Source organism: Vibrio ouci, assembly GCF_004551525.1.
Taxonomy (GTDB): Bacteria; Pseudomonadota; Gammaproteobacteria; order Enterobacterales; family Vibrionaceae; genus Vibrio; species Vibrio ouci.
Genome location: NZ_SATR01000004.1, coordinates 12,165 through 37,397 on the forward strand (window position 1 = coordinate 12,165; position 25,233 = coordinate 37,397).

Consider the following 25,233-nt stretch of genomic DNA (forward strand, 5'->3'; position numbering starts at 1 on the left):
AATCAAAATGAGCAGTACTTTAGAGTCCGCACATATAAGAACAGATAAGCCTCAAGCCAATGAGGATGAACTCAGTTATGAACAACAACACAAACCAAGCTCTGAATTTGAGTCCCGAGAGCAGTATCTAGAACACGAATTGCAAATCATGTCGCCGAAACGCTGGCGTCCAAACCTGCCGTTTAAAGATTATCGATTTGAGATTGAAGACACCATCCCAGCAATGGCGGCGACCATTGGTAAAGTGGTTATGGTGGGCGCGATTGCAGCAACCTTTGCTGGGGCTCTAGGGCTAAATGAAGGATTCATTCTAGAAAATGTTCGTTATGAATTACTTATCGCATCAGTTTTCATTATTCTTTTCTCTGGCTTTCTATTGCCGACCGCTAACCTCGCAGGTACACACGGCCCACTTATCCCTCTAATTCCTATTGTGGTTGCCGCAGGCGGACACCCGATGGCCTTTGGCTTGCTGATAGGCGCTTTTGGCTTAATGTTAGCCATCAGTAAAGGTGGCAGCATGTTGGCGAATCTCACCAGTAAAGGCGTGTGTGGCGGCTTATTGCTCTACCTAGGCTTTGTTGGGACCGTTTCTCAAGTCAAAAAGCTATTCGCTTGGGCAGAAGGAATTGGTATGAGTCACATCGCTTTCGTCGTGATTTTTTGTACCATTATTTTGTATGCGCTACTGGAACATTTCCGTAAGCGTTGGCTAGCCGTGCCTCTTAGTTGCTTGCTAGGTGGCACGTTAGCTTTTGCTATGGGCGCACCATTTTCTTTCCAAACCGAGCCTGGTCTGCCTCATATGAACCCTATGTATTGGTGGGGAGAAGATACAGGTTGGATGCTAGGCCTACCGACAATTGAACATTTCATGGTGGTATTGCCGTTCGCTATTTTAGCCGTAGCGATGTGGTCGCCAGATTTCTTAGGCCATCAAGTATTCCAAAAAATCAGCTACCCTGAACGTACCGAAAAAGTGCACATGAACATTGACGATACCATGACCACGGCTTCTATTCGTCAGACGTTTGGTTCTTTGCTCGGTGGTACTAACTTTACCTCTTCATGGGGGACTTACATCGTGCCAGCCGCAATTGCTAAACGCCCTATTCCTGCTGGCGCTTTGCTCACAGCTCTGTTTTGTATCATCGCCGCAATTTGGGGCTACCCGATGGATTTGGCTATCTGGCAACCTGTACTTTGTGTGGCGCTGATTGTTGGTGTATTCGTTCCATTGCTAGAAGCTGGCATGGAAATGACGCGTGAAGGAAAAACCACCCAATCTGCTGCGATTGTTGTGTTTTCATCAGCGCTCGTAAACCCTGCATTTGGTTGGTCGCTCACTATGCTGTTAGACAACTTAGGTTTAATCGGTTGTAAAGAACGTAGCGGTGAACTGAGTAAAATGAGCCGTTGGGTGTTGCCGGGCATTATGTTTGTAGTCCTAACCAGTGTGATGGCGCTAGTTGGTCTTCTTCCAGGTATTCCTGCAATTATTCCAAGCTTTCGTTAACCAGATTAAAGCGGTTTAGTGCTGTGGTGCTAAGCCGTTTTTTCTATTCTTCACTAAAAATACAGCTCGTTGGTATCAGTATTGGAACGTAGGAGAAATTGAGTTATTAAAGTCGGTGGCAATGTACGGCGTTCACTCGCATTACTGGTATTTGGGGTGGTGAAGCTCATCGAATCATCTACTATTAATTAATACATAATCAATGAGTTAATTGATGGACCCACTAACGCAAGGTGTACTGGGCGCGTCCCTCTCTCTATCAGCGAGCAAAAAACAGCACTTACTCGCTGCTGGCTTTTTTGGGCTAGTCTCTGGCATGGCACCCGATCTGGATGTATTGATTCGGTCTGAAAGCGATCCTTTACTCTTCTTAGAGTTCCACCGACAGTTTACTCATTCACTCTTTTTTATCCCTTTTGGCAGTTTCTTATGTGCTCTGATTTTATACCCGCTATTTGGCAAAAAACTCCAACTCTCATTTCAACAGAGCTGGCTTTATAGCGCACTTGGTTATAGTACTCACGCATTGTTAGATGCTTGTACCTCTTATGGTACGCAGCTGTTTTGGCCTTTAACCACTGAACGTTACGCTTGGAATGTCGTGTCCGTGATTGATCCAGCCTTCACCCTTCCCATATTGATATTACTCGTCTTCGCAATGCTTAAACGAAACGCTTGGCTAGCACGTATTGCCGTTATTTGGGCGTTAACTTATCCCACACTTGGCATGATTCAAAGAGACAGAGCTGAAGCGGTAGGATGGCAGCTCGCGAAAGAACGGCAACACATACCGATTCAATTAGAAGCCAAGCCGACTTTCGCGAATATTTTGGTTTGGAAGGTCATTTACGAAACGGAGGAGGAGTACCATGTTGATGCCATTCGAGTGGCTAGCTCAATTAAAAACTATCCCGGTGAGGCCATCGCAAAGCTAAACTTAAGCCGGGATTTTCCTTGGCTCGACCTTAATTCACAACAAGGCAAAGACATTGAGCGTTTCAGACAGTTTTCAAACGGCTTTCTAGCGAGATCCCCCGACGACGAACTAAGCATCATAGATATACGATATTCAATGGTACCCAATCAGTTCAATGCACTATGGAGCGTCAAGCTATCACCAACAGCGAGTGCGTATGAGCATGTCGAATACGTGACACATCGTGACAATAGTTCAGAATCGAGACAACTCTTCTCCGACATGCTATTCGATTTTTAACCAAGCCAATAGAAAACTATCTTCTACTGATTGGTTTTTTGGTCAATCAAAACGGTAGCTTTCAGGAATAACGACTACCCCACTTTCTGAAATATGAAAACGCTGAGCATCTTCAGTAGGATTAAAGCCAATTCTAGTATTAGGTGGGACCTTGACGTGTTTATCCACTATACAGTTTTGTAGTTGGCTATTTTTTCCGACCTGAACACCATCAAATAAGATGGAGTCAGCGATGGTTACCCCGTCATTAATTCTCACGTTAGCAGATAGAATGGAATGATGAACCGAACCTCCAGAATTCACGACACCGTTAGCAATAATAGAATTAATAAAGATACCTTCATTTCCCGTATCTGATGACACGGTTCTAGCCGGTGGGTATTGATGTTCGAAGGTTCTCACTGGCCAATTAGGCTGATAAAGATCTATTGGGGGAACGGCCTCCAAAAGATCCATGTTTGCTTGATAAAATGAATCGATAGTTCCTACATCTCTCCAATAAGAGTCTCTACTAACGCGGCCTTGTGCGTCACCAAATTGGTAGGCATAAACAGACTGCTTATCGATGAGCTTAGGAATGATATCTTTGCCAAAATCGTGGCTAGATAAATCATTCCCTGCTCTAACTCTAAACTTTCAGCCAGCGCTTTCATTGAAAAAATATAGATCCCCATAGAAGCTAAACTTTTGGTTTTGTCCTTCGGTGTCGCTGGTGGGTTTTCTGGCTTTTCTTCGAAGGCCACAATTTTTCGTTCACTATCGGTGCCAACGCAACCAAACGCACTCGCTTCACGAATAGAGACTTCCATACACGCAATAGTAAGATCGGCCCCCGTTGCTTTGTGTTGAGCAAGCATAGGTTCATAGTCCATACGGTAGATATGGTCACCAGATAACACCACCACATATTCGGCTTCACTTCTGTCCAGTAACCATAAGTTTTGGTAAATAGCATCTGCCGTTCCTTCATACCAATTTTCACCTTTACGCATTTGCGGCGGTACGGCTGTAATATATTCTCCAAGTTCTGGGTTGAAGATAGACCAGCCATCTCTCAGATGTTTTTGTAACGAATGCGATTTGTACTGAGTGAGAACAAGTACACGTCGTAAACCTGAATGGAGACAGTTGGATAAAGTAAAATCAAGGATTCTGTATTTACCACCGAACGGTACGGCAGGCTTTGCTCTATTATCGGTCAGCGGAGACAGGCGAGAACCCATACCTCCGGCAAGTATTATTGTGAGTACATCTTGCATAGTCGTCATCCTTGATTCTGATTTAACGTTTGGGGGGAGATACTCAAATAAGCATCAAGAATTGGACCATTTATAATTCATTGGTTTTTATATGGTTTAGCTAAACTTAAATTTTCTCTGCACTATGTTGGTGAGCGCATATCAACACAAGAGCACCGAGTTGGTGCGTTTGTATTCGTCCTTTGCCAATTTCAACAGTCTTTGCGGTTAAACATGTAGCTGCACTTATCACGTTCAGTATTCAGTTCCTCCCATCTCCTGTTATCAACGTTGTGTTGAACTGCTGTGGTTGCTCAAGCATTGGTAAAAATTACCACAAACACAAAAAGGCCTCACAATGCGAGGCCTTTGATTTTCTATCTAATCAGAAGTGATTAGTCACGCAGTGACGCACCAAACTTCTCAGATACGTGAGCTACGATAGCATCAACCGCACCAGCGATGTCTGCATCTTCAAGCGTGCGCTCAACTGACTGTAGCGTCAGTGCGATTGCTAGGCTCTTCTTACCTTCTTCAACGCCTTTACCAACGTAAACGTCGAATAGTTTAGCGTCTTTAAGGAACTCACCACCTTGCTCAAGACATGCTGCAACGATGTCACCAGAAGCGACTGCTTCATCAACAACTACTGCGATGTCACGACGGTTTGATGGGAACTTAGAAAGCTGTACAGCTTCTGGAATCACTTTAGTGTTGATTGCAGACCATTCCACTTCGAATACGATAGTACGGCCGTTTAGACCAAACTTACGCTCAAGCTCTGGGTGAACTGTACCAATCACACCAACTTGCTTACCATCAACGATGATAGCTGCAGATTGACCTGGGTGAAGCGCTGGGTTCGCTGCTTTATCTTCAGCAGAAAGTGCTGCGAAAGAGTAAGCTGCTTCGTTAGCTGTTAGCTCAAGAACGGCTTCTAGATCACCTTTAAGGTCAAAGAAATCAACTGTGTTGGTTTCGATGTCCCAGTGCTCTTCGCTGCGAGTACCTGCGATAACACCTGCAAGCATAGGCTCTTGGCGCATACCGTTTTCAGCAGACTCACATGGGATGAAACGTAGGCCGTATTCGAATAGACGAACACGTGGCTGTTGACGTTTCTGGTTGTGAACCACAGTGTTTAGTAGACCTTGGATTAGGCCTAGGCGCATTGCTGACATGTCCGCAGAGATTGGGAATGGCAGGATTAGCGGCTCAACACCTGGAACAACAAGCTTTTGCTGCTCTGGTTCAACGAAGCTGTAAGTGATCGCTTCTTGGTAACCACGGTCAACAAGTAGGTTACGAACGCGTTTTAGCGGAATGTTCGCTTCAACGTGGTCGTGCATCTTAAGTGCTGCCGCTGGGTTTTGGTTAGGGATGTTATCGTAACCGTAGATTCGGCCTACTTCTTCAATTAGGTCTTGCTCGATTGCGATATCAAAACGCCATGTCGGTGCTGTCGCTGTCCAACCTGCGTCTGTAGTCTCTACAGTTAGGCCAAGACGCTCTAGAATTTCAACAACATCGCTATCAGCAATGTGGTGACCTAGTAGGCTGTCTAGCTTAGTACGACGTAGTGACACTGTGTTTGCTTTTGGTAGGTCAGCTTCTGACTCTACAGCAACAACAGGGGCTACTTCACCGCCACAGATCTCAACAAGAAGTTCTGTTGCACGCTCCATTGCGCTTGTTTGTAGTGCGAAATCGACACCACGCTCAAAACGCATTGAAGAATCCGTGTGTAGACCGTAGCTACGAGCGCGGCCACGGATGTGGTCTGGTGCAAAGAATGCACACTCAAGTAGTACGTCTTTAGTCTCAGTCGTTACGCCAGACTCTTCACCACCAAAGATACCTGCGATAGCAAGTGCTTTGTTGTGGTCTGCGACAACTAGAGTATCAGCGTTTAGCTCAGCTTCATTGCCGTCCAGAAGAGTAAGCTTTTCGCCCTGCTCTGCCATACGAACTACGATGCCACCTTCAATCTTAGCTAGATCAAATGCGTGCATTGGCTGGCCTTGCTCTAGAAGAACAAAGTTAGTGATGTCTACAACAGGATCGATAGAACGAATGCCACAACGGCGAAGCTTCTCTTGCATCCATAGTGGTGTTTCAGCTTGAACGTTTACGTTCTTAACCACACGGCCAAGGTAACGTGGACATGCTGCTGTCGCTTTCACTTCGATAGAAACTGTGTCGTCGATAGCTGGTGCTACTGGTTTAACCGCAGGCTCAGTTACGTCAGCACGGTTTAGAACGCCAACTTCACGCGCCATACCACGGATGCTGAAACAGTCAGCGCGGTTAGCCGTTAGGTCTACGTCTACTGTTACGTCGTCAAGACCTAGGAATTCGCGGAAATCAGTACCGATTGCTGCGTCTTCTGCTAGCTCCATGATACCATCAGATTCAACGTCGATACCTAGCTCAGAGAATGAACACAGCATGCCGTGTGATGGTTGACCACGTAGTTTTGCTTTTTTGATTTTGAAATCGCCTGGTAGCACAGCACCAACAGTCGCTACAGCAACTTTGATACCTAGACGGCAGTTAGATGCGCCACAAACGATGTCTAGAAGTTCTTCAGCGCCAACATCTACTTTAGTTACGCGTAGTTTGTCAGCGTCTGGGTGTTGACCACACTCAACCACTTTACCTACTTTAACGCCAGTGAAAGAACCAGCAACAGGTAGTACGTCGTCTACTTCTAGACCCGCCATTGTGATTTGGTGTGTAAGTTCGTCAGTCGATACCGCAGGGTTTACCCACTCACGAAGCCAAGATTCGCTAAATTTCATAGTGATGTATCCCCTGGATTACTTGAACTGTTTTAGGAAACGAAGGTCGTTCTCGAAGAACGCACGAAGATCGTTTACGCCGTAACGAAGCATAGTTAGACGCTCAACGCCCATACCAAATGCGAAACCAGAGTATTTCTCAGGATCGATGCCTACGCTGCGAAGTACGTTCGGGTGAACCATGCCACAACCTAGAACTTCAAGCCACTTGCCGTTTTTACCTTTCACGTCTACTTCAGCTGAAGGCTCAGTGAATGGGAAGTAAGAAGGACGGAAACGAACTTCAACTTCTTCTTCAAAGAAGTTACATAGGAAGTCGTGCAGGATGCCTTTAAGCTGTGCGAAGTTTACGTTCTCGTCTACTAGCATGCCTTCCACTTGGTGGAACATTGGCGTGTGCGTTTGGTCGTAGTCGTTACGGTAAACACGGCCCGGTGCGATGAAGCGGAATGGTGGTTTGCCATTTTCCATCGTACGGATCTGAACGCCAGACGTGTGAGTACGTAGCATTAGATCTGGGTTAAAGAAGAACGTGTCGTGGTCAGTACGCGCTGGGTGATCTTCTGCGATGTTTAGTGCATCAAAGTTGTGGAATGCATCTTCAATCTCAGGACCAGACTCAGTGTTAAAGCCTAGCTCACCAAAGAACTGTTCAATACGCTCAACAGTACGAGTCACAGGGTGTAGACCACCGTTCTCGATACGACGACCTGGTAGAGTCACGTCGATTGTTTCAGCGGCTAGCTTCGCTTCTAGCTCTGCACGTTGTAGTGCATCTTTACGAGCTGCGATCGCTTGCTGAACAACGCCTTTCGCTTTGTTGATCTCTTGACCAGCTTCACGGCGCTCTTCTGGTGGTAGTTTACCTAGGCTTTGAAGCTGAGCCGTTAGCTCACCTTTCTTACCTAGATACTGAACACGCACTTCATCAAGTGCAACTAACGAATCTGCAGCTTCAATAGCGGCGTTCGCGTTAGCAATGATCTCTTCTAGATGTTGCATCGTTTCCTCATCTACCTACACCTACATGCAATAGGCATAAGTGGTAGTGTCCATTCTGGGTGAAGCGCAAACTGCGATTACCCGACAGGGATCTTGGGTCTATAAATAGCTGTACATAGTAACGAATGACAGGGTCAAATCCAAATTGAAATCACGCTATTTACTGCCTTTGGGTAAAATTTCGGCTGAGCGCTTGATAAAAAGCCTTTTAGCACCCAGTTATTTAATCACTAAGCTGCATTATAAGGATTTAATATGACCGTTTTGATAGAGCCAATTCGCCGCGAGCAGGACGCAAAAATCCGCGCCATCATTAAAGCTGTGGGGGCTGAATTTGGCGCTGTTGGCGAGGGGTTTGGACCTTCCGATCCTGAAGTCGATGCCATGAGCGAGCATTATATCGCTGACACTAAGAGCCTTTACTTAGTCGCGACGTTAGATGGCAAAATTGTTGGCGGTTGTGGACTTGCCCCGTTCAATAACTCAGAGCAAGTTTGTGAGCTGAAAAAGCTATTTTTATTACCAGAAAGCCGCGGATTAGGCTTAGGCAAAACATTGAGTGAACAGTGCCTATCATTTGCAGCAGCACAAGGGTTTAACGCCTGCTATCTAGACACGCTTTCTTCTATGACTTCGGCCATCAAGCTCTATGAGAAGCTTGGCTTTGAGCATCTCGATAAAGCGCTCGATGGCACAGAGCATGGTAAATGTGATGTATGGATGTTAAAGCAGCTTTAACTTTCTCTCTCAACTCGATTTCGACCTGCTGATTTCGCTTTATAAACTGCGTTATCAGCGGCTTTGATCAGATCGTTAAAGTCTGCCATCTCAGGCTTGCGCTCCCCGACTCCGACACTAATGCTGCCACGCCAAACACTTTCGCCAACCGGCACCAGCATTTGATTCACTTTGTGACGGACACGCTCAGCAATATGTACCCCACCTTCTAATTCCGTGTTAGGACATATAACAAAGAACTCATCCCCCCCGAGACGACATACCAAGTCATCACTGCGGAATGAATCCGCGAGAGTTTGCGCAAGCTCAATCAGTAATCTGTCACCTGCGTCATGGCCCGCCGTGTCATTGACCTGCTTAAAGTAATCAACGTCAATCATGATGCACACCAACGGCTCATCATTTTCCGCCGACTCCTGCCAGTATGCTTTCAGTTTACGAATCGCGCAGCGGCGGTTAGGCAATTTGGTTAAAGAATCGGTTAAGGTCAGCTCTTCAAGCTGTTTATTGACACGCGATAACTGCTTGGTTCGCTCTAAGACTTTATCTTCAAGACTCTGGTTGAGTTCAAGCAGCTCCTTGTTTCGCTCTGAGACTTGATCAAACAATCCGCTCAGTGCTTTAAGTAAAGGCTCCGTCGAACTGTCTTGTTTTTTCTCTTCCGCTTCCCACGCAATCTTGGGATCAACCCCAGACTCTATCTGCGCTACCTGACGGGACATATTCTGGTCGATGCCCAAAATGTGGTAGGCCAACCAATGAATTAAGAAATTTAATAAATGCTCAGATGCCTTCTTGTTTTCTTCACTAATGAAGGCCTGCATACTGATGATGTCCGCCATAAAAGCGCGGTGGATCTTAATATGCCCTTCAATATGCTTCTCATACAAACCGACACTGCGCATCAGTGCCTCTTCTTCCTTGAAGTGAAATTCAGCGTAACGAGACAACTCAAACAGAGCCATACGAATGTCATGCAAAGAAATATTGTTCTCTGCGATTAACGCCCCGTAACGATTGATGATCCCGACAAGATACTGATGCTGTTCATCCACGTCGTGAATACCTGTTTCGTAGCAGCTATCCCATTCAAATGACTTCATTGACCAATACCTTTAGATGTTCCCGCTAGAACTATTCATTAAGTCTAGCAGTTTATAATTACCTTTATCATTATGGGGATTTTACATATTTAGCAGACAAATCTAAGGGGCAACAAACAAAAAAGGGAGCTAGATCAGCCCCCTATATTTGGAATCGATGTCACGCATCACGTTTTATCAAAAGTAGTACTGCAACGAAAACTCGATAAAGTCATCTTTTCGCGCGAAATAAAGCAGATCGTCCGGCGTATCATTTTCAAACAACCAACCATTAACCGTCCAAGAGAGATGATTGGTTAATCGACTTGATGCCTCCAGTTTTGCGCTGTATACATCACTGTTGTCTAAGTCCTGACTGATGCCAAACAAAATCTCAGTACTGTCTTCATCATTTAAAGCCAATCGAGTGCCAGCAAAAAGATCGTTCTGGCCAACAGATTGGGCGTTGTTGCCACGACTGTCATACAAATATTCCGCTATCAGCCCGATATCCCATACCATGTCGAACGCCCCGACTATGGTGTATTCAAAGCCGCCAACGACACCCGTATGATTGTCAAAGCTGTCGCGATAAATGCTTTCTATTTTCCACAGCCAATCACCGACGATACCTTGAATATCAATCCCAACTTGCTTGGCTTGTGCGTAGTAAGGCTTTAGCTCATTGCCATGGATTTGATAATAAGGATCCCGATTGGTGCCTTGGAAATAGCTAAAACCTAAATCCCAATCCCCAAACATTTGTGAGTAGCGAACGGCGTAGTCGATGTGTTTTTCTTCACGTGAGGATTCATAAACCGCATCATTTGATACCGGAACGGTCGGCCTCAATCGACCATCAACACCTGCAAAGGTGCGCTCTCTGAAATAAGGCAAGATCATCGCATCAACAGTGCCCCACTCCTTGATAGAGGTGAAATGCACCATCGGCTGACCAAGCTTATCTTCGCCATCGACCGACTCAATGGCGTCGGTTTGGTTGACGACATCGACAAGGTGAGCTGACTCAGTTACGCCCCAAAAGACCTTGCCGATACCCGCACGCAGCTCGTAGTCGTCCCAATAGGTGAGGTATAGCGCTTCGCGAATATCACCGTGGCTGCGCTCTTCATCTAAGCTATCTAAACGATAAAACGGCGTAAAGGTAAAATCGGACGATTCACCCCACTGCCAATACAATTCAGGCTGAAATACTATCGAACTTTGCCCTTTATCTTGCCCCTGTAATCCGTGGCTGGCAAATTGGCGATGCTCTGCATTAATTTGCCCCGACAACTCAACTGCATGACATTGTAACGCCACAGAGGTAAGCAATGCGCTGGCCGTTAACCGACCAGCTAGATTGATGACTGATTTCATACCACCTCTACTTCACACGTTTAAGGACGTTTTTCTCGAAATCTTTCTCACGCAGTCCTGTTTGGAAATCCAACAGGCTCGTCGTCAGCAAGGTACTTTTACCGGTTTGGTGGTTGACCATTGCCATCGTATGAGCGCGCCAATACTTATCGAGATACTGTTTGTAGTCATCGAACTTGAGCGTTTTGAGCAATGTGCCTTTACGGTCATAAAACTCGACCTGAAGGGGGCGATAATGCTCAGTGTCCAACCAGACCAGTTGCTTGGTGTAGCCGGAGTTTTTATCCGTTGGCGTTTGCTCTAATAAATAAGTTGAGACGCCATTAAAGTCCTGATTGCCTAAATGGTTAAAGGTGTATTTTTCGAGCTCAAACGAGCTAAGATCTTCGTAAGCGAATTCACTGCCCATAAACGGGCCAGACTTATTGCGCGATGAGATACGTTTAACGCGTTTTAGAGCCGGCAGGTAAAGCCACTGATCATCCGCTTCAACGCTGTGCGAATGATTGAGAAAAGCGGTTCCTTTCACATCGCGCGGCTGATCAAAAATGGTCAGTCCCTTATCGCCATCATTAGCGACCTCAAACGACTTCAAACGCATTTCTCGGGTGCTGCTTTCACCTTGCGCATTTTTTAAGATCATCTGCATGGTCGCAACTGAATCACCCCACCCTTCATCACGTGCTTTACGTTCTTTGGCGATCTCCAGTCCTTTCTCTGGAGATGCAAAACTTTGGCTGCTAAGAGCGAACAAAGCCGTTAGCGCGATGGTTTTGATTATTGAGCTGCTTTTTACTTTCATCGAGACATCCTTTTAACTTTGTAATTGCGTCGTTGCTGGAGAAGTTGTTGCTGAATTAGTTGTTGCGTTAGCGGTCTGCGGCTCGTCTTGGCTATAGCTCGCGGTATCGAACTTCATCAGCAGCGCTGGTAGGAAAACGAAATCAACCACTAAGGCAATAAAGATAACGATCGCGCTGAGCTGGCCCATATCGGCGTTAAGTCTAAAGCTCGACATCGCCAACACCGAGAAGCCCGCAACTAGCACAACAGTGGTAATCCACAATGCACGACCTACGGTATGGAAAGCGTAACGAACCGCTTGTTCTGCGTTTTGCCCTTGCTTACGTGCTCGCTGATATTTAGAGAGGAAGTGCACCGAATCATCCACGACAATCCCCAGCGTGAGAGTCACCACCACCGATAGACCAAGGTTGATTTCACCGGAGAACAGTGCCCACAGACCAAAGCCGATAACTGCCGGCGCCATGTTAGGTACCACACTGATGATGCCGAGCCTTAGTGAGCGTAGCGAGAAGATCATCAATGCAGAAATTAAGATCAAGGTGATAGGTAGAGTCGCCAACATACTTGCCATGTTGGTTTCGCCAATGTGAGCAAACATTAGGGTTGGACTCGATGCGACGACTTGGTACTGAGGTGCATGCTGGTTAAACCAAGCGTAGATACGGTTCTCAAGATCGACCATCTCGACGCTGCCAAGATTCGCTACGGTTGCGACCATCTTGATTGAAGACTTATCGACATTGATTTGGTTGTTCAGATCCAGTCCATAAGGCAGAGACATTTCATACAGTAGCAGGTATTGCGCGGCTAACTCTCGATCCAATGGCAAGGTGTAGTAGCTGTTCTCATCGCCATGCATGTTTTTGTTCAAACGCTTATACACGTCCGATAACGTCGCCACATGGTCAGTTTCTGGTTGCTCACGCAGCCACTTGGAAAAATCGCCAATAGTCTGCAAATAGGTAGGATCCGCGATACCTTGAGACTCATCGCTTTTGACGACGATATTGATATTGCTCATGCCACTGATGCGCTCTTCCATAAAATCAGCGGCTCGGCGAAACTCGCTACGAGAATCAAAATACTTGACTGATTCATCATTGATTTTATTAAGCGGTAACAAGCTTGCAGAGACAGCGATCACTACTGCAGAGACAGGCAGCAACACTTTTCTGTTTCTCACCACCCAGTCGCCAAGCTTGTCCATAACGTCACTTGGCTCTGGGTTGTGTGCGTCAACCGCGTTGACTTTAATCGGCAAGATTCTAAGCATCGCTGGCAGCATAGATAATGAAAGCAGGCAGGCGATCATCACACCAAGGGCGGCCAGATTACCGAAATCTCGCAATACCGGAGAGTCGGACATATTCATCATCAAAAAGCCAATCGCCGTGGTGATTGAGGTAATGACGATAGGCATAAAGTTAACGCTGACACTTTGATCTATCGCGTAGCGTTTACTGTGGCCAAGCTTCATATTCTGGCGCATGGTCGCAATCACATGGACACAGTCGGCGACAGCTAATGTCATCACCAAGGTTGGGATGTTAACTGTTGCGGTGCTAAGAAACATGCCTGCCCAGCCAGAGAGTCCCATGGTCGCCGCCACAGAGCCGATAATAACGACAAGTGTCGCCACCACGCTGAGCACTGAGCGCAACATCAAGGTTAAGAACAGTAAGATGACCAGTAACATAGTCGGAACCAAAGTCGAGCTATCATCTTGCGCAGCAACCATAAACGCATGGTTCATCGCAATGATCCCTGCTTTATGGAATTCTACGTCAGGGTGCTCAACTTGATACTGAGCAATCATTTGATTCACCGCCGCCACCACTTCGAGAACTTCCGCGGTTTCATCAACCTCAGGCAGTTGCACGGTAATGTTCACGACTGACACATCACCTTTTTCTGAAATCATTGAATGCTTGATCACTGGCTCAGAGAGCGCGATCTGTTTCACTTTGGCGATGCGTTCAGGCGTAAGACTATATTCGTCGAGCAATAGATCTTCGACAATCAGATCGTCTTCGGTCGCTTCGGTATGTTGGTAGTTTGCTAACGAATCAACACGGCTGGAATATGGGACTTGCCAAGCATCTTGAGTAAGACGCTGGATAAGCGTTAAGGTTTTTGGCTCGAAAACATTACCGCTTTTAGGTGCAATAACAATTGCGAGGTTATCTGACTTGGCGAAGGTAGTTTGAATTTCATCAAACGCTCGTAGCTGAGCATTTTCGCCATCAAAGAAGATGTTGTAATCACCTCTGAAATAGAGGTTTTTTCCACCGATTGTTGCTGCAATCACCATCAGCATGGTTAGTAGCAGTACCCACCAACTTAAGCGAGTGGGCATCGTTAGCCAATTAGGGGGCTGTTTTGAGCTTGTTTGTCTGGTATTCATCACACTCTCCGTTTGTGACGTTTCGTCAAAAGTTATTATTTAAAAACCAGCAAGTGCTGGTATTTAAGTAATAAAACTCACAATGAATTACTGAACCTAAGTTCAAGAGTCATTTATTGACGATTCGTCACTAACATCTAATTGAAAAGCCCTAATGGGCTCTTAATCGAGTGTTTGTTATCTTCCGACCGAGTCGAGATACTCAATCTCTTGAGCAAACAGTTCTTGCTCGACTCGTTGCCATGACTTTCTGTAATCCCACTCACTAGAAAGTGGTTTCCAGTTAAGACCATCCAACAGCATATTCGCGTTATGTAGTACAGAGAACGGATCCTGAATACGTTTAATACAGTGGCTGTTTGAAGCGTTTTGCGTTAAGGCGTTAGAACCAAAGGCAATCGACCAATTGGCAAACACGATTGCATCAGAACCAATACCAGGGGAGAATTTCAAATCCCCCTGCTCTACAGCGAAATTCACTAGTCGATCGGCATTTCCAATCACTTCTTCTTCTAGTTCATTTAGTGCTTTAACGCGCTCGGGTGACGCTTTTTCTAATACCCATGGGGTTTTAGCCATGATCGCGCAGGTAGACAATATCGGCTCCATACGAGCATAAATACGATAGCCTACGTGCATCGCCATCACTTTTTCACGAGTATTACCTTCAAATTCCGCCGCCCTTGCAAACAGCACACCTTCACTCTTCAATGAGTGGATGCACAGGGCAACAATCACATCTTCTTTGCTACAAAAATGGTTATAGATAGTCCCTTTCGAGTACGCACTCGCCGCAGTCAACTTATCCATAGTTAAGTTATTCCAACCCTGCTCCTGTACCAAAGATTTGGCAAGAAGGGTCAGCTCAACTTCTCTATCTGCAATTGCCTGCTGCTTTTTAGAACGTCCAAAACTGCAACTAGGGCCTTCTTTTTTGTCATTTTTACTACAGCCAAAGCCAAACATGATCTACCAATCCGTATCTATCCGTTACTCCTTAACTTTTTTAATTGTAACACGAATAACGAAAGCGTGATAAAACACTTTTATGACGCATCGTCATTTTTGACACTTCGTCATAATAGCGCATAGATTGATCAATTCAAGTAAATTTATAAGAAACATTTATGACAGCTATAGATTCTCACTAATGCTACTCTTTGTGCATGAAGGTGTTTAAAAGGAATGAAAGATGAAGCATAGGGTCTATTTGTTGGTGATAGCACTAATGGCCTCGTTCGCTACCCATGCGAGCAACTGGAATGGTGAGCTATTAGCTGAGGGGCTGAACGTACCGTGGGGCTTGAGTTACGTTGGTAACAACCGCGTGATGGTCAGTGAAAAAAACGGCACTGTTGGCTTACTTAACCTTAGCAATAACAAATACACTGCCATCGGAACACACCCTAATGTTCGTGTTTCTGGGCAAGGAGGACTGCTCGATATCGCCCAATCTCCTTTTGATCATCAGCAGATCTATTTTACCTACGCTAAGCAAGTTGGCAATGCAATAGAAACGACCCTAAGCGCAGCCAAATTCAATCAAGATCAATTATCCGATTGGCAAGATTTGCTCACGACTCACTCTGGTTCAGACGGTGGACGCCATTTTGGCAGTCGCATTACCTTCGATAATCAATCACTCTATTTTAGCGTCGGGGATCGCGGAGAGCGCAGTAATGGACAGAACTTAGCAACCCATTCAGGAACGATTTTACGCGTCACTCCAGAAGGTCAGCCGGTCGCCGACAACCCATTTGTTTCCAATAGTAATGCTAGAGCTGAGATATGGAGTTATGGCCACCGTAATCCTCAAGGGCTATTTTTTGATAAAGCAAAGAATCAACTGTGGTCGATTGAGCACGGTCCAAGAGGCGGTGATGAAATCAACTTAATTGAGAAAGGTGCAAACTACGGCTGGCCGATAACATCACATGGTAAGGAGTACTGGGGACCAATAAAGGTTGGTGAAGCGCAAGAGAAAGAAGGCATAAACTCGCCGAAGAAGGTGTATGTTCCTTCAATTGCTCCGGGATCGTTGATTCTTTATCGAGGAGATAAGCACCCTCAACTGGATGGAAAGCTACTTGCGGGTGCTTTGAAGCTCACACATATCAATATTCTTACCTTGCAAGGCAGTGAAGTGATATCCGAGCTGCGAATATTAGAGCAGTTAGGTGAGCGAATCCGAGATATAGAAGCTCTGCCAAATGGTGAGATTATATTCAGTACCGACAGCGGCAAGATCTATCGCTTAACAAGTAGCCAGTAATCGATATTAGCCGCTAGCGCTAACTTGACGTATCAGTTGCTACCCGACCATGTCGCTTGGTTTCGCCCGTTCTGCTTACCAACATAAAGGGCTTTATCAGCGACATTAAACATCGACTCTTGCAACTCTCTATGGGTGATGAAGTATTCGTTGATGTCTTGTAGCGTGGCCACAGAGCCGCCTAAGGTGATCGTCACTGTGCCATAGGGCTGATTGCCTTCATGCGTGACGTTTAAGCCTTCAATCTCTTTTCTTAACCGCTCGGTAAAGTTGATCAACTGATTCATTTCAGGTCGAGCACAAAGAAGAACAAACTCTTCGCCGCCATAACGGAACGCCAGATCGTTATCCCTTGCAAGTTCATTGATTTTTGACCCAATCAACGACAGGGCATTGTCCCCTTCCGTGTGGCCGTATACGTCGTTGAACGCCTTAAAATTATCGACATCGCAAACAATCAGGCCAACATATTGCCCCTTGGAAAGGTGGTGCTTTAAAAATGGAATCGCGGTGCGTGAATATTTGTAACGTGAACCTAGGCCCGTCAATGGATCGGTATCCGACCGAGTACGAAGGATATTAAGCTGGTGATCCAATTTTTTCAGTAGCCCTTGATAAGCACGCGCCAACTGACCAATTTCATCACTTCGATCCAATTCGTTTAGTGTATTGAGATTTTCACTGGTGTTGTCGGAACGCATGTGATTAGCCAATGACTTAAGTGGAGAGACAATCCAATGAGAGACCCAACCAATCAATACCAGAGAAATAGCCAGTGCAACTATCGCCTCAGCAATGATCTCTTCAACCAGAGAATGTTGTAAGGCGGTAAGTTCGCTTGCATCAAAAACCGCCCATACCTCACCACCATTTTTATTTCTCAGCGGCAATACAACATTCAAGGTACAAAGCTCTTCATCCAAGTAATAGCTTTCATTGTTCACTGGCGACTTTTGCCAAGGAATATAGATGTTCTCCGACACAAAAATGCTTTCTGCAACCGCTTCATATTCGCGCTTGACCCTATTTTGAATGAATTTAAGCTTTTTATGTCGAACCGCATTTGCAGGATCTGTTGCCTCAATCTGCGCTTTTAAGTCCGAGAGCTTACTCTCTAGCTTGTGCAGTTCCTCTTGGCTAACATCCGCTCGCCACAAGTACTCTAAGCGCTTAAAGTAACTGATGTGCATGGTCTGTGCGGAATAGTCGGACGTGCCCGTAATATCAAGAAACTCTAAGTCATCAATCGATGCAAACAAGTCTTTGGTCGCGGGCATGGTCAAATTGGCATAATTGATACCAGCAACAGAAGTGGAAATAAACGAAATATGCGGCGCAAGCGTGAGCTTAGCTAAACTGGCAGAATACTCGACGTGCCTGTTCCACTCGCTCTGATAGCGAGTATAGCTAAAACCCGATATGAGAATTAGCACCAAAAGAAGATGCGATACGACCAACATTTGATTGATCGATAGCTTCTTCACAAGCCTTTTAGGTAACTTTCGGAGCTTCAAGAAAGTAATCACTCACTGTACATCTCTAGAACAGGCTCAGTGCATGTTCCATTGATACAGATATCTTTATAGGTGGTATGGCAGCTTTGACAAAAGGTCGGCTGCAAGGTTGGGTGCTGATGGCTGATATCCTCACCTTGGCGATTGTAGCTGCCATACACAGCTTCTCCACCAATATGCTCCGTTACCCACACAATACCCTGTGCTTCTGACACTGCGACAGCGGTCGGCCCGTCGCTGTATGGGCCATGCGTTTGGTATTCGGCTAACTTGTTAGGATTCACCCGAATCGTTAACGGAGATCCCTGTCCGTTATTAATCCAACTGTAAGCTCTTACGGACTCTTGAATAAATAGAGAGGTATCCGGGGGTAAAACCGCATCGGCGGGTAAACTAGCGGACTCTTTGACCACAGGCCAATCTAAAAAATCTTTAGGAAAAGAAGCAATCGATTCGGCTTTTACTGGTAGGACAATCAAAGCAGTGACGAATAGACACATTGCCAGCAATCCTTTGGGTCTACTCATACACATTTACCTCACTGATTTGTGTCATCCTCATTATATATTTTGGTCATTTTATTTGATTTAAAAATAAAATCACTAAAAAGTATGAACAAAAATCGGTCTAAACGGGCATAAGCGAGGCAATACTCATTAAGGATTAGACGTTAAGCACTAATTCCATTGAAGAAAAATGCCAGAAACGAAAAAACCCCAGCATTTCTGCTGGGGTTTTAAAATTTGGAGCGACACACGAGGTTCGAACTCGTGACCTCAACCTTGGCAAGGTTGCGCTCTACCAACTGAGCTAGTGTCGCATATTGTTTGCTAATTAAATTAGCGTTAGATGGTGCCCCGGGCCGGACTTGAACCGGCACAGCGCGAACGCCGAGGGATTTTAAATCCCTTGTGTCTACCAATTCCACCACCAGGGCACACAAATCTAAATTTGCGATGCCTTTACTGAATAAAGTAAAACACCATCTTGATATCGAACTATATTTCGCTATCCAAAAATTTGGAGCGACACACGAGGTTCGAACTCGTGACCTCAACCTTGGCAAGGTTGCGCTCTACCAACTGAGCTAGTGTCGCAAATGGAGGCGCGTCCCGGAGTCGAACCGAGGTCCACGGATTTGCAATCCGCTGCATAGCCACTCTGCCAACACGCCTTCACAACACCAATCAGAACCGCTTCTCGCTGCATTCCTCTTGGGTACGGGATGCATTCTACGGATTCGAACTAATGAGTCAACACTATTTTTTGTTTTTTGAATCGTTTGTCTATTTAACGTCCAAAATCGCCCAAATAGATGAGTTTTCTAGCAAATAACAGTTTAAAACTGCTGACTTAAGTGAACTATTTGGTGATTGAGATAAAAAAAAGCGGACTGTCGTCCGCTTTTTTTTAATGATGTTCTTCGTCGAGCAAATCGTCTTTGGCAGCCATTAAATACTGCGCCATAGACCAGTAAGTCAAAATCGTTGCTATATAGAGAGCTGCATAACCAACCCAAATCATCCAGTCGTCATAGCGCCAGATTAGTACCCAAAGCGCAAACATTTGACTGACTGTCTTTACCTTACCTACCCAAGAAACGGCAACGCTCGCACGTTTACCTATCTCAGCCATCCATTCTCTTAAGGCTGAAATGATGATTTCACGAGCAATCATCGTCACGGCTGGAATAGTTATCCAAATGCTGTGGTAGTGTTCAGTAATCAAAATTAGCGCTGTGGCGACTAGGACTTTATCCGCCACTGGGTCAATAAATGCACCAAAACGGGAGGTTTGGCCTAACTTACGAGCCAACATGCCATCAAGCCAATCAGTAAAGCCTGCTACCCAGAACACCATTGCTGCGGCAAAAGGAGACCAGCTATAAGGAAGATAAAAAACAACGACAAAGACTGGTATCAAGAATAGTCGCAACAAAGACAGTATATTGGGGATATTTAAACGCATATTTTATTAAGGCTCTTTTTGTTTGCGTATTGCTCTATTTGGTACTTCAAACAGGGCCCTTATGGTGCGGGATTTTTGTTATTGTTTCAATGCTTGATAGATGTTTTCTGCTAAAGAAAAACTAATACCCGGCACTTTGGCGATTTCTTCTACACTTGCTCGCTTCAACTCTTGTAAGCCACCCATGTATTTTAGAAGTGCTTGCCTACGCTTTGGCCCTACCCCTTCAATCCCTTCTAAGGCACTGGTTCTTCTGGTTTTTCCGCGTTTCGCTCTATGCCCTGCAATCGCATGATTATGGCTTTCATCACGAATATGCTGCATGAGGTGAAGAGCTGGCGCGTCACTTGGCAAATTAAATTCGTCTCCTTCGACGGTAATCAAAGTTTCCAAACCCGGTTTACGCGTGACGCCTTTAGCAATACCAATCAAATGCGGGCGCTTTGGCCAATCTCCCCAATATTGAGAGATAATTTCATGCGCTCGATTGAGCTGTCCTTTACCACCATCGATGAAAACAATATCGGGTATTTTTTCCACTTCGAGCTGCTTAGAGTAACGGCGCTCTAATGCTTGTCCCATGGCAGCGTAATCATCACCACCGGTAATTCCGGAGATATTGTATCGACGATACTCCTGCTTCACCGGCCCTTCTTGGTTAAACACCACGCACGATGCAATGGTACTCTCCCCCATCGTATGGGAAATATCGAAACACTCCATGCGAGTAATGCTTTCCATGTCCAATAGCTCTCTTAGCTCTTTAAAACGCTGAGAAATCGTCATCTTATGGTTGATCTTGGTGGTGATCGCCGTAAGAGCGTTGGTATTGGACAGTTTGAGGTATCGACCGCGGGTTCCGGTTGGATTGACATGAAACTGCACGCGACGCCCTGCAATCTCAGACAAGGCCTCTTCTAGTGACTTGGTTTCATCCACCAGCCCACTATTGAGAATGATTCTGGTCGGAACCGTACGCGCCTCATTGTGACTGAGATAGTATTGACTCAAGAAGGAGTAAAACACTTCTTGCGAGGTGGTACTGTTCGGGATCTTAGGAAAATGACTGCGACTACCAAGCACTTTACCTTGGCGGATCATCAAGATGTGGATACAAGCAATACCGTTTTCTTGGGCAAAACCTAATACATCCATATCATCCATCGAGTCTTCAGAGACAAACTGCTGCTCTTGAACTCGGCGAATGGCCTGGATTTGGTCGCGGAACTTAGCGGCTTGTTCAAAACGCAGCGACTGGCTCGCTTGCTCCATCTTCTCAACCAAGGAACTCAGGACTTGCTGATCTTTACCCTGCAAGAAAAGTCGAACCAAATCGACCAGCTCCGCATACTCTTGATCAGAAATAACACTACTGACACAAGGTGCGGCGCAGCGGCCAATTTGATACATCAAACATGGCCGCGTTCGGTTGCTGTAGACCGTGTCTTCACACTGTCTGACGGGAAAGATTTTTTGCAGTAGATGGAGCGTTTCTCTTACCGCGCCGGAGTCTGGGTAAGGTCCAAAATACTCGCCTTTGCGCTTTTTCGCCCCGCGGTGCATAGAAAGTCTTGGATGCTTGTGTCCACTGACGAAGATATAAGGATAGGATTTATCATCACGCAGCAGTACGTTGTATTTCGGCAAATACTGCTTGATGTAGTTGTGCTCTAGAATCAGTGCTTCTGTCTCGGTATGAGTAACCGTGACATCAATCTTATCGATGTTACTGACTAACGCGCGCGTTTTCTCGCTATCCACTTTGACACGGAAATAGCTAGAGAGGCGCTTTTTGAGATCTTTTGCTTTACCGACATAAATAACAACAGCCTCGGCGTTATACATACGATAAACGCCAGGCTGGTTAGTCACGGTTTTGAGAAAAGAAGCCGAATCAAATTGGCTCATACCAACTCCGTGAATTGGCTGAATAGAGTTGCGATGGTAATGATGCCTTATAAGGTTTCGGTATCAATCATGCCATGGCGAATAGCCAAGTGAGTCAATTCTACATCACCACTAATATTCAGTTTATTGAATAAACGGTAGCGGTAACTGTTCACTGTTTTCGGGCTAAGATTTAGCTGCTCTGAAATATCAGTGACTTTCTGGCCCTTGGTAATCATCATCATGATTTGCAATTCACGCTCAGACAAATCAGCGAACGGGTTTTCCGATGCCGGAGAAATTTGACTTAATGCCATCTGCTGTGCGATTTCAGGCGAAATATAGCGTTGTCCACTATTCACCATGCGAATTGCGTTGACCATTTCATCTGGACCAGCGCCTTTTGTTAGGTAGCCTGCGGCACCTGCTTGCATCACTTTCGTTGGAAACGGATTTTCCGTATGAACAGTTAAAACGATGATTTTCACATCAGGATTAAAACGCAGGATCTTCTTGGTTGCTTCAAGACCACCAATACCCGGCATATTCATATCCATTAAAATGACGTCAGCATGATTGCTACGACACCATTTTACTGCTTCTTCACCGCTTTCAGCTTCCCCTGCTACGTTCATTCCACGGACGTCTTCAATAATACGTCGTATCCCTGTGCGAACCAGCTCGTGATCATCTACAAGGAAAACATTTATCAAACTTGTATCTCCACACTTTTACATTCGCTTTTCACCCACAATTTATGGGTTATGCTATAGATGTTTAGTTTAACCTAAAACACAAAATTTACTTAGTCTGAATATGTGCTGAAATGGAAAGATTAGCAAGTACTTATTTTCATATCTGCCACTCCTGTAGCATTTAACCTATTAATCAATGAGTTATAAGTAATTTACTGGCGCTTAATCAACCAGCGTCTATAAAACTCAGTATGCTGAGAGGTTCTATTTATGTGGCTTCGCATGTGGTAATCTATCGCTGCGGGTCAGGCTCCGCATCACCTCACTTATCGTCAGTATCATGGTTATTCAAAACGGTTTTTTACTCACTCGCCAAGCTCGCGACATCAATGGTCAGACTCAAATTGATCTTTGGCTATCGACCCCTAGTGGACCTGCGCAACTGCTTATTCATGGTGAAAAGCCAGTCTTTTTTATCCATCAGGCAGACTTAGCCACAGCAGAAGGCATAGCTAAGCAGCATTCGTTCACCGCCCAGTGGAAGCCGTTACCACTTAAGAGTTTCGCTTTAGAACCTCTTGCAGCCTGCTACTGTCAGTTAAGTAAGCAGTCTCAACAATTGAGTCAATTACTGAAACAGCAAGAAATTACCGTGCTTGAGGATGACATTCGCCTTGCCGACCGCTATTTGATGGAGCGCTTTATCAAAGGCAGTGTTGAATTTACTGGCAACGAGCAAAACAGAACTCACTTTACTCGCTATAGCGACGTGAAATGCCGCCAAGGTGACTATACACCAAGCCTGAAAGTCGTCTCGCTGGATATCGAATGTTCCGAGAAAGGCATCCTCTACTCTATCGGCCTAGACAGCCCTATGGATAGCCGAGTGATCATGATTGGTTCACCACAAGAGTCTGACACCCCGATTGAATGGGTAGCCGACGAAAAAGCCTTGTTGTTGGCCATGGTTCACTGGTTCCAGAAATTTGACCCTGATGTCATCGTCGGCTGGAATGTGATCGATTTCGACTTTAGATTGCTACACAAACGGGCCGATTGGAACAAGGTCAAGTTGGCGATTGGTCGTGGCCAGCAAAATAGCTATTTCCGAACGTCTAATACCACCCAACAAGCGTTTATCTCGATCCCTGGCCGTGTGGTGATGGACGGTATTGATACCCTGAAAACCGCTACTTACCACTTCCGTAGTTGGTCATTAGAGTCGGTATCACAGGAGCTCCTTGGTGAAGGAAAGCAGATCCACAACGTTCATGACCGCATGGATGAAATCAATCAGATGTTTCGTTCTGATAAGCCTTCACTCGCCAAATACAACTTGCAAGACTGTGTGCTGGTCAACAAGATATTCGCCCATACCCACCTGTTAGAATTTGCCATTGAGCGGGCTAAATTGACCGGCGTTGAGCTGGATCGCGTCGGTGGCTCAGTCGCCGCCTTCACTAACTTGTATCTGCCTCAGATCCATCGTGCTGGCTACGTGGCCCCTAATCTGCACCCAGAGAACTGGATTGCCAGTCCGGGTGGTTATGTGATGGACTCGATTCCCGATCTCTATGACTCGGTATTAGTACTCGATTTCAAGAGCCTTTATCCATCTATCATCCGTAGCTTTTTGATTGATCCAATGGGGTTAATTGAAGGGTTGCAGCTCGATATAGGTAAAGAGGATAACCAAGCAGTACCGGGCTTTCGCGGTGGCCAATTCCACCGTTCGCACCATTTTTTACCGGAAATGATCGCACACCTTTGGGCTGCTCGTGATGTAGCAAAAAAGAACAATGAGAAGGCGTTTTCTCAGGCGATTAAGATCATCATGAACTCTTTCTACGGTGTATTAGGTTCGTCTGGTTGTCGCTTCTTCGATACACGCCTTGCCTCAAGCATTACCATGCGCGGTCATGAGATCATGAAGCAGACCAAACTGCTGATTGAGGAAAAAGGCTATCAAGTGATTTACGGCGATACTGACTCAACCTTTGTCTCGCTAAATGGTGAGTACTCACAGCAACAAGCGGATGAAATAGGTCATGAGTTGGTTGCCTATATTAACGCGTGGTGGACTCAGCACCTGAGTGAAGAATATAACCTCAACTCGATACTTGAGCTGGAGTACGAAACCCACTATCGCAAGTTCTTGATGCCGACCATCCGTGGCCAAGAGACGGGGTCGAAGAAGCGCTACGCCGGACTGATTGGTGAAGGCGACAATGAACGTATTATCTTCAAAGGTCTGGAGAGTGCCCGCACCGACTGGACGCCGCTTGCGCAGGAATTCCAACAGTCACTCTACTCTATGGTCTTTAAAGGGCAAAACCCTAGCGACTATGTACGCACCTTTGTCGAGCAAACCAAAGCTGGCGAGCATGATGGCAAGCTCATCTATCAAAAACGACTGCGTCGCAAGTTGCATGAATATCAGAAAAATGTGCCGCCCCAAGTGCGTGCTGCGCGCATGGCCGATGAAATAAACGCCCAGCTCGGCAGACCGCTGCAATATCAGAACAAGGGCCGTATTGAGTATGTGATTACCCTAGGTGGGCCTGAGCCGAAAGAATATCAGCAAAACCCGATTGATTATCAGCACTACATTGATAAGCAGCTTAAACCGGTTGCTGAGGCTATTTTGCCGTTTATCGGCATCGACTTTACGTCACTGAGTGAACCTCAGCTTGGCTTGTTCTAGCGAGGCAGG

17 protein-coding genes, 4 tRNA genes and 1 pseudogene are annotated in these 25,233 nt (G+C 45.7%); 5 read left to right on the forward strand and 17 right to left on the reverse strand.

Annotation, left to right across the window (positions count from 1 at the left end; all coding sequences use genetic code 11):
• The first annotated feature begins 7 nt into the window (after positions 1-7).
• Both ELS82_RS04085 and ELS82_RS04090 read left to right on the forward strand, forming a co-directional pair.
• Entirely contained in the window at positions 8-1,516 is a 1,509-nt protein-coding gene (locus tag ELS82_RS04085) for a DUF3360 domain-containing protein (protein WP_134834328.1), read from the forward strand.
• Between the two features lie 214 nt (positions 1,517-1,730).
• Positions 1,731-2,732 (forward strand): metal-dependent hydrolase, encoded by a 1,002-nt coding sequence (locus ELS82_RS04090; protein WP_134834329.1) that lies wholly within the window; start codon positions 1,731-1,733, stop codon positions 2,730-2,732.
• 42 nt (positions 2,733-2,774) lie between these two features.
• On the opposite strand, the pseudogene glgC reads toward ELS82_RS04090, so the two are convergent.
• The 3 genes and pseudogenes from glgC to pheS form a co-directional block, all read right to left on the reverse strand.
• A pseudogene (glgC, locus tag ELS82_RS04095) lies at positions 2,775-3,991 on the reverse strand (glucose-1-phosphate adenylyltransferase).
• A gap of 374 nt (positions 3,992-4,365) precedes the next feature.
• Entirely contained in the window at positions 4,366-6,771 is a 2,406-nt protein-coding gene (pheT, locus tag ELS82_RS04100) for a phenylalanine--tRNA ligase subunit beta (protein ID WP_134834330.1), read from the reverse strand.
• An 18-nt stretch (positions 6,772-6,789) separates the two neighbouring features.
• Positions 6,790-7,773, reverse strand: a complete 984-nt coding sequence (gene pheS, locus ELS82_RS04105; protein WP_004413586.1) for a phenylalanine--tRNA ligase subunit alpha — start codon at positions 7,771-7,773, stop codon at positions 6,790-6,792.
• 255 nt (positions 7,774-8,028) lie between these two features.
• Between pheS and ELS82_RS04110 the strand changes: the two genes are divergently transcribed.
• A complete protein-coding gene (locus ELS82_RS04110; protein ID WP_134834331.1) occupies positions 8,029-8,511 on the forward strand; it encodes a GNAT family N-acetyltransferase in 483 nt (160 codons plus the stop codon).
• On the opposite strand, the gene ELS82_RS04115 is transcribed toward ELS82_RS04110, so the two are convergent.
• The 5 genes from ELS82_RS04115 to ELS82_RS04135 all read right to left on the reverse strand — a co-directional run bounded on the left by ELS82_RS04115 (position 8,508) and on the right by ELS82_RS04135 (position 15,150).
• Complete coding sequence (locus ELS82_RS04115) at positions 8,508-9,614, reverse strand: GGDEF domain-containing protein (protein WP_134834332.1); 1,107 nt, start codon at positions 9,612-9,614, stop codon at positions 8,508-8,510. The genes ELS82_RS04110 and ELS82_RS04115 overlap by 4 nt on opposite strands.
• A gap of 177 nt (positions 9,615-9,791) precedes the next feature.
• Positions 9,792-10,973: a hypothetical protein gene (locus tag ELS82_RS04120; protein ID WP_134834333.1), complete on the reverse strand. Its 1,182-nt coding sequence runs from the start codon at positions 10,971-10,973 to the stop codon at positions 9,792-9,794.
• Positions 10,974-10,980: 7 nt separating this feature from the next.
• A complete protein-coding gene (locus tag ELS82_RS04125) occupies positions 10,981-11,775 on the reverse strand; it encodes an outer membrane lipoprotein-sorting protein (RefSeq protein WP_134834334.1) in 795 nt (264 codons plus the stop codon).
• Positions 11,776-11,787: 12 nt separating this feature from the next.
• The gene (locus ELS82_RS04130; RefSeq protein WP_134834335.1) at positions 11,788-14,184 is read right to left on the reverse strand and encodes an efflux RND transporter permease subunit; all 2,397 of its coding nucleotides are present in this window, start codon (positions 14,182-14,184) and stop codon (positions 11,788-11,790) included.
• Between the two features lie 177 nt (positions 14,185-14,361).
• On the reverse strand, positions 14,362-15,150 hold the full coding sequence (locus ELS82_RS04135; RefSeq protein WP_134834336.1) for a TetR/AcrR family transcriptional regulator: 789 nt from the start codon (positions 15,148-15,150) through the stop codon (positions 14,362-14,364).
• A gap of 226 nt (positions 15,151-15,376) precedes the next feature.
• Between ELS82_RS04135 and ELS82_RS04140 the strand changes: the two genes are divergently transcribed.
• A complete protein-coding gene (locus tag ELS82_RS04140) occupies positions 15,377-16,456 on the forward strand; it encodes a PQQ-dependent sugar dehydrogenase (protein WP_134834337.1) in 1,080 nt (359 codons plus the stop codon).
• Positions 16,457-16,488: 32 nt separating this feature from the next.
• On the opposite strand, the gene ELS82_RS04145 is transcribed toward ELS82_RS04140, so the two are convergent.
• The 9 genes from ELS82_RS04145 to uvrY form a co-directional block, all read right to left on the reverse strand.
• Positions 16,489-17,916, reverse strand: coding sequence for a sensor domain-containing diguanylate cyclase (locus ELS82_RS04145; protein ID WP_134834479.1), 1,428 nt, complete (start codon positions 17,914-17,916; stop codon positions 16,489-16,491).
• A 62-nt stretch (positions 17,917-17,978) separates the two neighbouring features.
• Positions 17,979-18,470, reverse strand: a complete 492-nt coding sequence (locus ELS82_RS04150) for a hypothetical protein (protein WP_167489229.1) — start codon at positions 18,468-18,470, stop codon at positions 17,979-17,981.
• A gap of 244 nt (positions 18,471-18,714) precedes the next feature.
• A tRNA-Gly gene (locus ELS82_RS04155) sits at positions 18,715-18,790 on the reverse strand.
• Between the two features lie 30 nt (positions 18,791-18,820).
• Positions 18,821-18,907 (reverse strand) — tRNA-Leu (locus tag ELS82_RS04160).
• A gap of 84 nt (positions 18,908-18,991) precedes the next feature.
• A tRNA-Gly gene (locus ELS82_RS04165) sits at positions 18,992-19,067 on the reverse strand.
• Between the two features lie 3 nt (positions 19,068-19,070).
• Positions 19,071-19,144: transfer RNA gene (locus ELS82_RS04170), tRNA-Cys, on the reverse strand.
• A 236-nt stretch (positions 19,145-19,380) separates the two neighbouring features.
• Positions 19,381-19,938, reverse strand: coding sequence for a CDP-diacylglycerol--glycerol-3-phosphate 3-phosphatidyltransferase (pgsA, locus tag ELS82_RS04175; RefSeq protein WP_134834339.1), 558 nt, complete (start codon positions 19,936-19,938; stop codon positions 19,381-19,383).
• A gap of 78 nt (positions 19,939-20,016) precedes the next feature.
• Positions 20,017-21,846 (reverse strand): excinuclease ABC subunit UvrC, encoded by a 1,830-nt coding sequence (gene uvrC, locus ELS82_RS04180; RefSeq protein ID WP_134834340.1) that lies wholly within the window; start codon positions 21,844-21,846, stop codon positions 20,017-20,019.
• A 47-nt stretch (positions 21,847-21,893) separates the two neighbouring features.
• Complete coding sequence (gene uvrY, locus ELS82_RS04185) at positions 21,894-22,538, reverse strand: UvrY/SirA/GacA family response regulator transcription factor (protein WP_134834341.1); 645 nt, start codon at positions 22,536-22,538, stop codon at positions 21,894-21,896.
• Between the two features lie 322 nt (positions 22,539-22,860).
• On the opposite strand from uvrY, the gene ELS82_RS04190 reads away from it, so the two are divergent.
• Positions 22,861-25,224: a DNA polymerase II gene (locus tag ELS82_RS04190; RefSeq protein WP_134834342.1), complete on the forward strand. Its 2,364-nt coding sequence runs from the start codon at positions 22,861-22,863 to the stop codon at positions 25,222-25,224.
• The last annotated feature ends 9 nt before the right edge of the window (positions 25,225-25,233 follow it).

Bases quoted from the DNA above. Each gene is read 5' to 3' on its own strand.
- ELS82_RS04145 (WP_134834479.1), bottom strand. From the start codon at position 17,916: ATGTTGGTCGTATCGCATCTTCTTTTGGTGCTAATTCTCATATCGGGT.
- ELS82_RS04130 (WP_134834335.1), bottom strand. From the start codon at position 14,184: ATGAATACCAGACAAACAAGCTCAAAACAGCCCCCTAATTGGCTAACG.
- ELS82_RS04150 (WP_167489229.1), bottom strand. From the start codon at position 18,470: ATGTGTCTATTCGTCACTGCTTTGATTGTCCTACCAGTAAAAGCCGAA.
- pheS (WP_004413586.1), bottom strand. From the start codon at position 7,773: ATGCAACATCTAGAAGAGATCATTGCTAACGCGAACGCCGCTATTGAA.
- ELS82_RS04135 (WP_134834336.1), bottom strand. From the start codon at position 15,150: ATGTTTGGCTTTGGCTGTAGTAAAAATGACAAAAAAGAAGGCCCTAGT.
- ELS82_RS04090 (WP_134834329.1), top strand. From the start codon at position 1,731: ATGGACCCACTAACGCAAGGTGTACTGGGCGCGTCCCTCTCTCTATCA.
- ELS82_RS04125 (WP_134834334.1), bottom strand. From the start codon at position 11,775: ATGAAAGTAAAAAGCAGCTCAATAATCAAAACCATCGCGCTAACGGCT.
- ELS82_RS04085 (WP_134834328.1), top strand. From the start codon at position 8: ATGAGCAGTACTTTAGAGTCCGCACATATAAGAACAGATAAGCCTCAA.
- ELS82_RS04140 (WP_134834337.1), top strand. From the start codon at position 15,377: ATGAAGCATAGGGTCTATTTGTTGGTGATAGCACTAATGGCCTCGTTC.
- ELS82_RS04110 (WP_134834331.1), top strand. From the start codon at position 8,029: ATGACCGTTTTGATAGAGCCAATTCGCCGCGAGCAGGACGCAAAAATC.
- pheT (WP_134834330.1), bottom strand. From the start codon at position 6,771: ATGAAATTTAGCGAATCTTGGCTTCGTGAGTGGGTAAACCCTGCGGTA.
- ELS82_RS04120 (WP_134834333.1), bottom strand. From the start codon at position 10,973: ATGAAATCAGTCATCAATCTAGCTGGTCGGTTAACGGCCAGCGCATTG.
- ELS82_RS04190 (WP_134834342.1), top strand. From the start codon at position 22,861: ATGGTTATTCAAAACGGTTTTTTACTCACTCGCCAAGCTCGCGACATC.
- pgsA (WP_134834339.1), bottom strand. From the start codon at position 19,938: ATGCGTTTAAATATCCCCAATATACTGTCTTTGTTGCGACTATTCTTG.
- uvrC (WP_134834340.1), bottom strand. From the start codon at position 21,846: ATGAGCCAATTTGATTCGGCTTCTTTTCTCAAAACCGTGACTAACCAG.
- ELS82_RS04115 (WP_134834332.1), bottom strand. From the start codon at position 9,614: ATGAAGTCATTTGAATGGGATAGCTGCTACGAAACAGGTATTCACGAC.